The sequence below is a fragment of the Hahella sp. HN01 genome (assembly GCF_018986435.1).
Taxonomy (GTDB): Bacteria; Pseudomonadota; Gammaproteobacteria; order Pseudomonadales; family Oleiphilaceae; genus Hahella.
The window spans coordinates 240,554-252,715 of sequence record NZ_JAHMIN010000006.1 but is presented as its reverse complement, the minus strand read 5'-3'; the positions used below and the strand labels follow the sequence as shown (position 1 = coordinate 252,715).

10 protein-coding genes and 1 pseudogene are annotated in these 12,162 nt (G+C 49.4%); 6 read left to right on the top strand and 5 right to left on the bottom strand.

Annotated elements, in window-relative coordinates; genetic code table 11:
• A pseudogene (locus KP814_RS08530) lies at nt 1-127 on the top strand (ISAs1 family transposase); the annotation flags it as partial.
• On the opposite strand, the gene KP814_RS08525 reads toward KP814_RS08530, so the two are convergent.
• The 4 genes from KP814_RS08525 to KP814_RS08510 form a co-directional block, all read right to left on the bottom strand.
• Nucleotides 104-1,249, bottom strand: a complete 1,146-nt coding sequence (locus KP814_RS08525) for a leucine-rich repeat domain-containing protein (RefSeq protein WP_216736372.1) — start codon at nt 1,247-1,249, stop codon at nt 104-106. The pseudogene KP814_RS08530 and the gene KP814_RS08525 sit on opposite strands and share 24 nt — an antisense overlap.
• A 151-nt stretch (nt 1,250-1,400) precedes the next feature.
• Complete coding sequence (locus KP814_RS08520; protein ID WP_216736371.1) at nt 1,401-2,165, bottom strand: leucine-rich repeat domain-containing protein; 765 nt, start codon at nt 2,163-2,165, stop codon at nt 1,401-1,403.
• Nucleotides 2,166-2,629: 464 nt separating this feature from the next.
• Complete coding sequence (locus KP814_RS08515; protein WP_216736370.1) at nt 2,630-3,823, bottom strand: hypothetical protein; 1,194 nt, start codon at nt 3,821-3,823, stop codon at nt 2,630-2,632.
• A gap of 8 nt (nt 3,824-3,831) precedes the next feature.
• Nucleotides 3,832-4,842, bottom strand: a complete 1,011-nt coding sequence (locus tag KP814_RS08510) for a leucine-rich repeat domain-containing protein (protein ID WP_216736369.1) — start codon at nt 4,840-4,842, stop codon at nt 3,832-3,834.
• 522 nt (nt 4,843-5,364) lie between these two features.
• On the opposite strand from KP814_RS08510, the gene KP814_RS08505 reads away from it, so the two are divergent.
• The 5 genes from KP814_RS08505 (at nt 5,365) to KP814_RS08485 (ending at nt 10,255) form a co-directional block, all read left to right on the top strand.
• The gene (locus KP814_RS08505; RefSeq protein ID WP_216736368.1) at nt 5,365-7,224 is read left to right on the top strand and encodes a LodA/GoxA family CTQ-dependent oxidase; all 1,860 of its coding nucleotides are present in this window, start codon (nt 5,365-5,367) and stop codon (nt 7,222-7,224) included.
• A gap of 6 nt (nt 7,225-7,230) precedes the next feature.
• A complete protein-coding gene (locus tag KP814_RS08500) occupies nt 7,231-8,427 on the top strand; it encodes an NAD(P)/FAD-dependent oxidoreductase (protein ID WP_216736367.1) in 1,197 nt (398 codons plus the stop codon).
• A 106-nt stretch (nt 8,428-8,533) separates the two neighbouring features.
• Nucleotides 8,534-9,199, top strand: coding sequence for a CsgG/HfaB family protein (locus KP814_RS08495; protein ID WP_127970457.1), 666 nt, complete (start codon nt 8,534-8,536; stop codon nt 9,197-9,199).
• A 31-nt stretch (nt 9,200-9,230) separates the two neighbouring features.
• Complete coding sequence (locus KP814_RS08490) at nt 9,231-9,599, top strand: DUF4810 domain-containing protein (RefSeq protein ID WP_216736366.1); 369 nt, start codon at nt 9,231-9,233, stop codon at nt 9,597-9,599.
• Complete coding sequence (locus KP814_RS08485; protein WP_216736365.1) at nt 9,596-10,255, top strand: DUF799 domain-containing protein; 660 nt, start codon at nt 9,596-9,598, stop codon at nt 10,253-10,255. Before KP814_RS08490 ends, KP814_RS08485 begins: the two co-directional genes overlap by 4 nt.
• 147 nt (nt 10,256-10,402) lie before the next feature.
• Here the strand turns inward: KP814_RS08485 and KP814_RS08480 are convergent, their stop codons facing one another.
• Complete coding sequence (locus KP814_RS08480; RefSeq protein WP_216736364.1) at nt 10,403-12,121, bottom strand: hypothetical protein; 1,719 nt, start codon at nt 12,119-12,121, stop codon at nt 10,403-10,405.
• Between the last annotated feature and the right edge of the window lie 41 nt (nt 12,122-12,162).

The window sequence follows — 12,162 nt, the reverse complement described above, 5'->3', positions numbered from 1 at the left end:
ACATATGGCGTTGAATTTATTGAAGAATGAGAAGACGGACAAAGGAGGTATAAAAACTAAGAGGCTACGAGCGGGCTGGGACCATGGTTACTTAAAAAAAGTGCTATCGGGTCTGGCTACTATGTAGCCACATAGTGCGATTTGCCTGACTTGCAGGAGGAGTGGTTTTATATCCTTTCAATAGTGAAACCCCATAAATTTCCTCACCATCTTCCTCAAACCCTAACCCCAGCAAATTATTTACAAAACCACTATGATTTCTGACCGGCTCAATCAATTTGGGAAGGAGCGCTAGCTCCACGGGGAGTGAGTGCAGTTTATTAGAGCTAACATCTAACATTGTTAGGTTTTTTAAATCGCCTATTTCCACGGGAATTTCTTTAAGGTCATTATCGGACAAGGAAAGCCCTATGATTCCAGACATGTTACTTATAGATTTCGGAATTATGTCAATGGAGTTTGTTCCCAGGTCAAGGATTTTCAACCAGGACATCTCTGTGAAAACATGCGGAAACTCTTTCAGGTCATTATGTGAAATAATTACTCTTCTTAAAGACTTAATATTCTTCAACCCCTCACCAACGCGAATTATTTTATTTTTTGAAATATATACATCTTTTAGTCCACCTATATTAAACAGCTCAACTGGAAACTCCTCAAACTGATTCCAACCTAAGTGAACACGCTTAAGACTTTTCATTTCAGATATAGACTTTGGCAAGCTAGACAATGCATTTTCGCTAAGATATAAAATTTTGACATGCTCCAGGCCATCAAAAATGTCATCGGGAAGAGTATCAATATTTAGCCCCTTCAGGTCGAGGGTATGGTAATGTGTGGCTTTATTCAATCTCACACATGCCCTCACAATATCCATAGGGGACTTCCCATCGTGCTTGTCACACTGATCCACATATCGTTGGATCTCAGCCTCAGAATACTGAGGAGCATTGTTAGTCTCTGGCTCAGCTTTTTGAGGTTCGGATTGCCCGCATCCAAAACTCGCCATTAGCGGAGCGATTATAAAAAGATACTTTATAACATTGATAAATATATCCGCCTTGGAAAAATATTGCTTCCAATCACTCTGTGACTTTATTTTCACCGAGTATTTTAAGCTCATTGAATCTCTTATACTCATCAAAACCTTTAAACAAAAAACCAAAAGTGCAATTAATAACCAGTCATTTTGTTTAATTACGACTCTTTCTAGCTCAGCTTGAGACTCAATTTTATCCTTGAATCTCACAAGGCCACTTCGTAATTATAAATAAATCTCCATGCATTAGTGGCCCACCTATTATGAGCAGATGAGATGCCATATTTAGACAGTGTCTACTTGAGACTTTACCAAATTCTTATTTAATCCCAAATAAAATCTCATCCGCAAACCTCAATAATTAATTGCACTCAAGTAAAGCATCAGTATCTTTCTTCAAGAAAAACACTTTACAGAATGAAGAATCCAGCCTTTCAACATTGTTAAAAAGGATATTCAAACCTGAATACTGAATCGGAGGGATAACAGTTTTTTCTCCGTTTAAAAGGCCAACCCCATGAATTTCCTTACCGTCTTCTTCAAAATCCATTGTTGCAAAATGCTTTATAGAGTCTCTATGCCCTTCAACCTTTACAACAAGGTTTGGAAGAGCCGATATCTCAACTGGAATGCTTTTCAACTTATTGGAGCTAAAGTCAAGCATTGTTAGACCTTTTATCTCACCCAGCTCTTTTGGAAGAAATTCAACACTATTGTCAGCAAGAGAAATCCCGATCAATCCCTTCATTTTATTGATATCTTTGGGGACATGAGAAATCGAGTTTAGAGACAAGTCTATAATTTTCAAATTAGATAGTTCCAAAAAAGGAGATGGAAACTCCTCAAGCTTATTCATGGAAAGAACGACTCTTCTAAGAGAAATCATTTTGACAACGCCCTGATCAACACTCTCAACCATATTTCTGGAAATAAATATATCTTTAACATTCGATAGAGAAAAAAGTTCATTGGGGATACTTTTAAAGTTATTCACATCCAAGTATACAACTCTCAAACTCTTTAACTCTGAAATTGATGAAGGCAACGATGAAAGTTTATTCTCGTTCAAACTCAAAATTGTGACGTGATCTAATCCAGAAAATATATCGTCGGGTAGCTCTAACAAATCTCACTGTTCTAAATTAAGCCAGTAAGACTTTGTCGCCTTGTTTATGGCAACACATGCTCTGACACTTTCAAGGGGTGATGTGCTTTTATCATTTCTACATGAATTGGCATATTCTTGTAACTCAGCCTCAGAATACTGAGGAGCATTATTAGCCTCTGACTCAGCATTTTAAGGTTCGGATTGTCCGCATCCGGCAAGCAGGGTGAATATCATTAGAGCTAGAGTGCGCTGAAGCATAGAAAGGGCTTGTTTAACAGTGCTTATATAAATTGAGACAATAATCGAAGGAGTTCTTCTCTCCGTGAGCGCCGAAGGGTGCGGATGTTATCACTCATGATTGTCTCAGCAATTTTTCCCTTCAACGAATCAAACTATAACCAATTTGTATAAACGAACCAGCTTACCAACAGGCTTTCCACATAAAATAAGATGCAAACCAGCGCAACAATGGAAAAGCATCTTCAATACTTACTATTTTGTTTTATTACCTTCTTCTGAGCCTCAGTCAAGCCAAATAACCCCGAGTCTCTCGTCAAGATAGGTCTATCTGACCCTACAAAAGGTTGATGATAAGGTTGTCCAAGAATGTTCGCCAAATTCTCAGCCTTTACCAATGACTCTCTGCTAGGCCTTGATCCTGTCCATGCAGTCACTTCAACAATATTCCCTTGATTATATATTTTATTAGCCAGACGATTAAGTTCCTCCGCCACTTTTGATCCGTAAGAAGAGTACACAACTTTCTGCTCTATTAATCCTGTATTGTTATAAGCATCGATACGTTCTGGTAGCGTGTTGGGATATCCGATCTGAGATGGAGAGTAGTTAATTGAGGTGCGAACATGTGTTTTCTTGATTGCAGGGCTGTTCATATACCGCTGAACTAATACATCCGTATCCATTAATCTTGCCAAGTACATTGAAAGCTCGATCTTTTCTTGCACCCTTGCCGCTCTTTGCTCAGAGAACTGTCCTCCTGCGCTAGATACAGCATCTATATCAGGGGGAAACATGAATTTGCAGTTAATAATCTCACTTATCATATTGTTATAATCCGCAAGCCTTCTTTGCTCAAAATTAGTGCCAACGGCATTTATATATGCATTTGCAGACACTCTAATAGCTCGCCTGAGGGTTTCACCTTTATTAGCCACATAAGTCATCATTCCAGAAAGTACGCATATAGAGCTATTTTTTGACGGTTCATTTTTGTACTTATACTGCCTAACATTTTCCTTTATTGTGTTTACAACTGATTGAAGCAGAGCGTCCTCCCCTTTCTTAACAGCACCACCAATTATACTTCTAACACTCTCATTAGAATACACACGATTGAAAATAGTTTCTAAGTTATTCTTGCATACAAAAGACAGCGACTTATCATAGATATACCCTTCAATTCCTTTTGCAATAGTAGCAGTTAGCAAGTTACCGCCGGCTAGAGCTAGAGCAGTAAAAGCGTAGTCAACGGCCTTCCGCTCAATCTCTTCTTGCTTTTCTATTGTACTTTTAAACCTTAATAACGCAACCTCATAACTTGATATAAACTGCCATGCAGCAGTTTCCCATATCTTTATTGAAGCCTGGATACTTCCTTCTATAGTGCCTACCTGATGTCTTAACAGATCAACATTAAGCTCAGAGTCAAACTTCATATTTTACCTCACTCACCATCGCAATTAATTAAGGTCTTATCATCAGCATTAATAAAAAACACATTGCAAAACTCTTTATCGAGCTCATCAATATCGTTAAATAAAATATTTATCCCTGAATACCTGCTGACAGGTAGTGTTGTCTGATATCCCTTTAACAACGTAACTCCATATATTTCCTCTCCATCTTCCTCAAAACCAAGCGCCGTAAGATTATTTACAAAGCCACTATGCTCTTTTATATGTTGAGTCAAATTTGGAAGCCTGGCTATTGTTACAGGCAATGTTTTTAGTTTATTTGCGCTTAAATCCAACATGGTTAAGTTGGAAAGCGCCCCAATCTCCTCGGGAACCTCTTCTACCTTGTTATCAGCCAGAGATAACCCTATAAGGCTAGACATACCCCCTATTTCTTTAGGCACACGCGAAATAGAGTTTGACGCCAAATCGAGGATTTTAAGATTAGGCATTTCAGAAAACACAGCCGGAAACTCTTCCAATTTGTTAAATGAAAGAATAATTCTTCTAAGCTTTGTAGAATTTTTCAAGCCTTGATCAACTTTAGTTACCGAATTATGGGATATATATATATCTCTAAGCCCATCTATCTCAAACAACTCTTCTGGAACCGACTCAAACTTATTCCAATCCAACGTGATAACCTTTAGATCAACAAGGTCTTTTATTGATTCAGGGAGTGCTGAAATTGAATTTTCATTAAGGAATAACTGCCGAATATGAATCATTCCTTCAAAGATATTCTCTGGCAGTTTCCTAATCTTTATTCTACTCAAGTCCAACGTATGGAAACGACTATATTTATTTAGTTTAATACAAGCATTCAATTCATCCATCGGGAACTCTCCACCCCGATTCTTACAAACATCGATAAGTCTCTGAACCTCAGCCTCAGAATACTGAGGGGCATTATTAGCCTCTGGCTCAGCTTTTTGAGGTTCGGATTGTCCGCATCCGGTAAACAGAGTGAATATCATTAGAGCTAGAGTGCGCTGAAGCATAGAAAGGCCTTGTTTAACAGTGTTTATATAAATTGAGACGATAATCGGCGGAGTTCTTCTCTCCGCGAGCGCCAAAGGTGGTGGATGTTATCACTCATAATTGCTTCAGCATAATCCTTCATAGAACAACGGCCTATAACCTATTCGTATAAACAAGCAGGCTTACCAAGTTGAGTTTGCTTCTGGAATCTAAAGCACATAAAAGGCATGAATCTGGGAGGGATATTGTTTGAATGCCTTCTTGCATGTTGTGTTCCGAAAGAATGAGACAAAAGTATTTTTATCCTAACGATAGATAAGCACTTGTCTCAATCGGCAAACTGGCGGGGGCTATATGGCTGATAGGGAAGACCCTAGATGGTGATAAAAAATACTTCAGGCGGTCTGACATCCTAACCGGGTTTCGCCAGACCTCAATAATGTTATTTCTCTTGCTTGTTAATCCCCAACCACCATCTACACTCCTTTAACAGCCATCTGATATGGCATGGCGGGTATCTGATTAACCAAAGGGAGTGTGTTATGACGAACAGCAGCAAATCCGACGACCAGATTGTTTACGCCAGGATTCATCCCTCCATCGGCATCGCTCGTGTTGGTAATTCCCTCGCAGAAGACGGTTTTTATATTGGGCCGCAGGTGTCGAACCCGCCTCCCAAGGAACCCGGTGAGTATCGTGACGCCACTGGCGCTTTGAAGCGCGAAGTGGCGGAGTTCCGCATCTATGGTTATGACGGCAACGGCCAGGTAGTGCGGGAGTTGTCGATTGATGATGTCACCCAGATCGAGTGGACGGTGGAGCTGGCCAACCATAAGGCGGCCTGGTACAACTTTGAACTGGCGCTGGATATCCCGGAAGCCGCAGCGGCGACGCCCAGCACCTTGCGTAACGCCAGCGTTAAAGACCGTAGCGAGCTATCCATTACTCCTGGCCCCCGTTCTATCAACACCCCCTCCAGCTACGGTCCGGAGTACCAGTTTCGCGGCGGCAAGTTCATGGGGATAGAGGTGCCGCTGGGAGAATTACGCACTGACTCGACCGGTCGTCTGATGGTGTTCGGCGGTCATGGCAAATCCGCTTCATACGATGGCAAACCGCCCACAACCTTCGCCAATAACGACGGCTGGTATGACGACACCAGCGATGGTCCGGTCACCGCTACGGTCGTTTTCAACGGTAGAAAACTGGATGTGGCGCCAGCCTGGGTGGTGGTCGCGCCTCCCAATTACGGGCCGCAGCAAAAGTCCGTGCGCACCATGTACGCATTGATGACGGACCTGGCGATCAACGCCGGTATGGCGCCCGCTCCCACCTGCCCCTCCTTTCAGAATGACATTCTTCCCGTCCTGAAAGCCATGTGTGACTTGCAGTGGATGAACGCAGGATTTGCGGCAGGTTTCGGATTCGGCATGCCGCAACATTTTCTCGACCCTGACTATCTGCGCAAGCTCTCCATGCCCGGCGATGACTATGCCGAGCTGCGGCGGATCGTCGCCAACGCATTTCGCCATCCCGGTCGCAACGACATATCTATGAACCTCTGGCCCTGGGTGTATGGCGACGCCATGAACGTCCCCATGCCGCCGGTCAGCAACGCCATGAACGCGTTGACGGAAACCCAGTTGGCCATGCTGGGATACTGGGCGCAGGGGCAGTTTGAGTCAGATTACGATCCAGACGCCAACCCGCCCCGCTCCATCGACGACGTGCCGATCAGCGAGCAGCCCGCCTGTCTGGACAAAGCCGCGTTGGAATTCTGTCTGGCGGACGCCTTTCACCCCGGCTGTGAAATGACCTGGCCAGTGCGTCACGCCACCATGTATAGCGAACCCTATCGGTGGCGTCACCGCGCGGCCAACAATCCAGAGCCGAACTACGGCAGTACGCTCACCTCGGCGGAAGCCTTGTCCTATAACGGGCCGCTCTACGCCCAGTTCCCCGGCTCCATCACCCGCTGGATGGCGATTCCCTGGCAAACCGACACCGCGAGCTGCCGGTCCGGCTATGACTCGCAATATGATCCTTACTTGCCCACCTTCTGGCCTGCGCGGGTGCCGAATCAGGTGTTAAGCGAAGAGAACTACAGCAAGGTGATGGATACCGGCCTGACCCGCCAAGAGCGTATCGCCGCCTATCAAGAGCGCTCGGATTGGGATCGCACCCTTGGCGTCGGTTACGACAACCAGTTGGCGAACATGATTGATCGCTTCCCGGAAATGGGCATTGTGGAAGTCCGTCCCGGCGTGCCTAATGATCCGGATTTCCCGCCGGTCATGCAGGTCGAGGATCGCGGCGGTCCCGATATGACGAAAGAAGAACGTCGACTCACCGACCACGCCATGCGCCGTGAACTCATGCGGCAGAAGGCGCCACGGCGATAGTGGTTCATGGCCACAACGACAAGCGCGCAGGATAAGCGCCGCTGGGACGTCATTATTCTGGGCGCCGGTCCTGCCGGTTCTGCGCTGGCGAGGCTCCTGCGTCCGTCTCATGACGTACTGGTGATTGAGCGACGTGCGACTCGAGAAACAGGTCCACGCATTGGCGAATCGCTGCCCGGCGCCGCCAGCGTACTGTTGCGCAAGCTGGGTCTGTGGGAGCGCTTCCTGGAAGGGCCCCATTTGCAGCGGGGCTCCGCGTTATCGGTTTGGGACACAGAGACTCCGGTGTGGCGCGATGCGTTATTTGACCCAGCTGGACCCGGCTGGCTGTTGGACCGACGCGGATTCGACCGTCTGTTATATGAGGGCGCGCTCGAATCCGGCGCCTGCATTCTGGAGGGGCTCAGGCAGTACGACATTGATCGCAGCAATGACGTCTGGTCAATACGACAGCCTCAAGACAACCTCGTGCATACTGCGCCCGTGCTGGTGGACGCCACCGGTCGCTCCGGCGCCATTGCCCGTCGTTTAGGGCTGCCTCGTCAGGCTGACGACGATCTGCTTTGCGCCTTCACGTTTTTGCCTTGTCTTGCCAACGATCAGGAAGCGACGCTGCGCACCTGCGCGGACGAAAACGGCTGGTGGTACAGCGCACGCATTCCTCACGGGAAACGGGTGCTCGCCTATCATTTTGACGCCCATGATCCATTGCGACATCAGTGGCGGGAAGCAGGCGCTTTTCTGGCCCGTGCTCGCCGCCATCCCATTCTGCGGGAAGTCATTACCGAGTCAGAACCAGCTCCCCTGCGCTATCATCCCGCCGGCGCCGCAACACTGGATCTCACCGCTTCCAAGACGCAGGCGCTGGCGCAGCGAGGGTTTCTGGCTATCGGCGACGCCCTGATTTCGTTCGACCCAATCTCCTCTCAAGGACTGTTTCATTGTCTGGCGAGCGCCGTCAGCGCCGCCAACGCCATTAAAGAAGGTTTCCCCACCCAAGCTGGCGCCTGGCAAGCCTATCGCGGTGAAATGCTGCGCGTGGCGGAGCGTTATCTCAAGCATCTCGCGCTGACATACGCCGGGCCGGAGAGATTCGCGTCTTTCTCATTCTGGGCTAAGCGGCGGGAAGGCAATGGTGATTTATTAGACAGGCCGTACGCCTCCATGCCGGCATCTAATAAGGGAGAACCCTTAGCGCCATGAATAGGGGTTGCATAAGCTAATTGTAAAAAGTATAAGTCACCTTTTGAGCGACTGAGCGCGCTCAACTACACTTCGAGACTATCCCCCCTTAAGGAGTAACTTTTCCATGAAGGCCTTGAAAAATGCAGCGCTGGTTGCGCTGACCATTATGGTTTCCGCTTGCGCCACTGAAAGCCACCGCGCCATCGAACCCCAGAAAGTCGCCTCTTACGGCACCTCCTACAACGGCGAGCGCACCACCATGGTGGTCGGCAACTTCCAGAACCGCTCCAACTATATGCAAGGACTGTTTTCATCGGATACAGACCGTTTGGGCAATCAGGCCAAATCCATCCTGAAAACCCACATGCAGCAGACTCAGCGTTTCAATCTGGTGGACCGCGACAACATGCAGGAGCTGCAACAAGAAGCGCAGATCGCAGGCGTTAAACAGAAGATCGCCGGCGCCCGTTACGTTATCTCCGGCAGCGTCACCGAATTCGGCCGTAAAGAAGTGGGCGACAGGCAATTGTTCGGTCTCCTGGGCCGCGGCAAGCAACAAGTGGCTTACGCGAAAGTCGCCTTGTCTGTGGTTGACGTAGAAACCTCCGCCATCATTTATTCCACCCAGGGCGCAGGCGAATATGAACTGAGCAACCGGGAAATCATTGGCTTCGGCGGCACTGCCGGCTATGACGCCACGTTGAACGGCAAGGTACTGAACTTCGCCATTACCGAAGTGGTCAACAACCTGGTTCGTGACCTGGATTCAGGCTCACTGAGACTGAAATAACCGCTTACATTCGCTGTCAGGTAATTCTGGAATGAAGAATACTTTGCGCCTTATTGCGCCGGCTTTGGCCCTCGCCTTATTGGCCGGGTGCGCCAACCAACCGCGCAGCCTCTATTACTGGGGGTCTTATCAGGACGTTTTGCTGGACATGTACACCAAGCCCGGCGAAGCGGACAACAATACCCAGATCGAGAAGTTGACGGTCACCATTGAGCAGGCCAACAACCACGGCCAGCAAGTCCCTCCCGGATTGTACGCGCATCTGGGCATGATCTACGCCAGCGCCGGAGAGCCCGGCATGGCGGTAGAGGCGTTCAATCAGGAGAAGGCGCTCTACCCTGAATCCGCACAGTTTATCGACGGTATTCTGGAGAGAGCCAAAAAGGGGGCGACTAAATGAGATCTTTGCAACTCTGGAAGTTTCTCGGCCTGTTGTCGCTGACCGTTGTATTGAGCACCGGCTGCGCCACACAGCAGCCCTATGACTACTCCGCGCTGTTGGCGAGCAAACCGCGTTCGATTCTGGTGATTCCGCCGCAAAACAACACGGTGGAGGTGAATGCGCCCTATATCTTCCTGTCCACGATCTCTGCGCCGCTGGCGGAAAAAGGCTACTACGTCTTCCCGGTTGCGGTGATTGATCAGTTCATGAAAGACAACGGCCTGCCCACCCCCGCGGAAATGAACAGCGTCCCTCTGGACAAACTGCGCGAGCATATCGGTCCCGACGCGGTGCTGTACGTCACCATCGACGACTGGGGACAGCAATACCAGATCATCTCCTCCGTAGCAGTGGTGTCTTCATCCTGGCGCCTGGTTGACGCCCGGTCCGGCGAAACCCTGTGGCAAGGCCGCGCCTACGCACAGCAATCCTCCGACGGCGGCAACAATGGCCTGGCGGGCATGCTGGTGGCGGCAGTGATTGAGCAGGTAGTGAATTCCGTAAGCGATAAAACGCCGGGACTCTCCGCCAACGCCAACTACAGAACCATCAACTCGCCCAGCAACGGCCTGCTGCCAGGACCTTATCTGAAGGTTGAGACGCAGGGGCAGTAACAATCAGCAGCGGACTGAAAGCGTCCGATCTGATGCGATAACCAAAAGGCCTTCCAATACAACGGAAGGCCTTTTTCGTTTACATGAAGTCGAACATTCCTCTTTAACGCCTCTCCCTAACCCGCGTCCCTGAGCGCAAAATCCACGTTAAAAACTATCATAAACCTTCAACGTCCATTGGAAGGCGTCGACTTTGTTGCGTTCGTTGATGGGGATGGCGAAGTCCAGGTGGATGACGTTGCCGGTGCGGGCTTTGCTGGAGATGAGGCGCATGCCGAGGCCGATGTCGAACAGGACTGGCGGCGCCTCGCTGTCGCCGGATTCCCAGGCGCGGCCCATGTCGATAAAGGCGACGTTGCCCAAGCGGAACAGGTTGAATACGTGGGTGGTGGAATAGAAACGGCGTTCAATACTGGCCAGGAAGCGGCGGTCGCCTCGTTCAAAGCCGCCCGGGTAGCCTCTCAAGCCGAATTCATCATCCAGGGTCAGTTCCTTGTCCTGGTCCAGATTGTCGCCAAGGTCCGCCTTGAAACCGAAAAACCAGCGGTGCTGATCATCGGTAAGATGTACGTAGGATAAGTCGGCGCCGACCAGAGTGTTTTCCAGTGCGCTGTCTTCCGTATCCCAATAGCCGTCCAAATGGGCGCCGACAAAGAACAGGTGATGCTCGCCAAAACTGTAGGCGTCGCTGTACTGACCATTGAAGCGCCATTGGGTGCGATCATTGCCCAGAAAGTCGCCGCCGTAGCCCAGTTTCAAGTAGATATTTTTCCCCAGAGACACGTCTTCCGTAGTCTCAATGAAGTCCAGGTTGCGATAGGTGGCGAACAGGTTTTCGACTCTTTCGTACGCCACCCAGGGATAGGTTAAGGCGCGGTCTTGCGGCGTGCCGCTGCGGGTGGCGTCCACCGCGGAAAAGTTATCTTCCTCGCGGGTGATCCCTACATACCAGCGGTTGGCGAAGTCGCGCCGCAGTCCGTCTGAGAGACCAAAGTAGAGATTGTAGAGATTGCTCTCGTGACGATAGGCGTTGACCTCCTCGCCTTCATCTTTGATTTTGTCCACCACAGAGTCTTCATGCAGATCGCCGCCGGCCGCCCAGCGGCTGTCCAGCGCGTAGAAAGGCCGCTCCAGAGAAAACAGTTTGGTTTCTCCATCGCTGGTGTCGCCGTATTGCATCTGGGTTTTCAGGCGGGTTCCGAACAGATGATTGGAGCCGAACATGTAGTCGACGCTGCTGCGGTCGTCATCCTTGTTGTAGGCGACGGAAACTTGATTGCCCGTCCCGAAGATATTGTTATCGCTCAGCTCCAGACCCACCTTGCTGGCGCCATCCGAGTGACTGAACTTCACACCCGGCTCCAGCGTCCAGATATCCCGCGTCACCACCAGCAGGTCAATTTTGCCGTTGCACTGACGAAACGGCACGATGCGCGCGTCGATGAGATAACTGTTTTTCCTGAGAATCCTCTCCGACTCCCGCAGCTGGTCCACATCCAGTCGATCGCCGCTTTTAAACAGGAGTTGTCCGGAAACCACATCCGTGCGCGTCAGGATATGAATCTTGTTCAGCAGGCGATACAGGAAGTTATTTTCCTCTGGATCGGACTCGTCAAACACTGGCAGCGGCTCCACCCAGATTTGTCCTATCTCGGCGCCGGCGTACTCCTCCAGTGAATAAGCGCCGCTTAGCCCGACAAAGTCGAATTTCGAGGTTTTCTCCGCATCGTAAATGGGCTCGCAGTCTGCGTCAGAATGATCCTTTTTCTCCTGCGCAACAGCCTGCGCAACAGCCTGCGCGCCGCACAGCGTCGCCAACCAGCACAGGCTCACGCCCAAGGTCCGCAGCTTTCTGTTCGCGCCCATGCGCGGGCTTGTCTTGTTTGCGCCTTCCGCCGGGTTATTCA

Excerpts from the sequence above, each read along its gene's own strand:
- KP814_RS08500 (WP_216736367.1), top strand. The coding sequence starts at position 7,231 with ATGGCCACAACGACAAGCGCGCAGGATAAGCGCCGCTGGGACGTCATT.
- KP814_RS08495 (WP_127970457.1), top strand. The coding sequence starts at position 8,534 with ATGAAGGCCTTGAAAAATGCAGCGCTGGTTGCGCTGACCATTATGGTT.
- KP814_RS08485 (WP_216736365.1), top strand. The coding sequence starts at position 9,596 with ATGAGATCTTTGCAACTCTGGAAGTTTCTCGGCCTGTTGTCGCTGACC.
- KP814_RS08505 (WP_216736368.1), top strand. The coding sequence starts at position 5,365 with ATGACGAACAGCAGCAAATCCGACGACCAGATTGTTTACGCCAGGATT.
- KP814_RS08510 (WP_216736369.1), bottom strand. The coding sequence starts at position 4,842 with ATGCTTCAGCGCACTCTAGCTCTAATGATATTCACTCTGTTTACCGGA.
- KP814_RS08480 (WP_216736364.1), bottom strand. The coding sequence starts at position 12,121 with ATGGGCGCGAACAGAAAGCTGCGGACCTTGGGCGTGAGCCTGTGCTGG.
- KP814_RS08515 (WP_216736370.1), bottom strand. The coding sequence starts at position 3,823 with ATGAAGTTTGACTCTGAGCTTAATGTTGATCTGTTAAGACATCAGGTA.
- KP814_RS08490 (WP_216736366.1), top strand. The coding sequence starts at position 9,231 with ATGAAGAATACTTTGCGCCTTATTGCGCCGGCTTTGGCCCTCGCCTTA.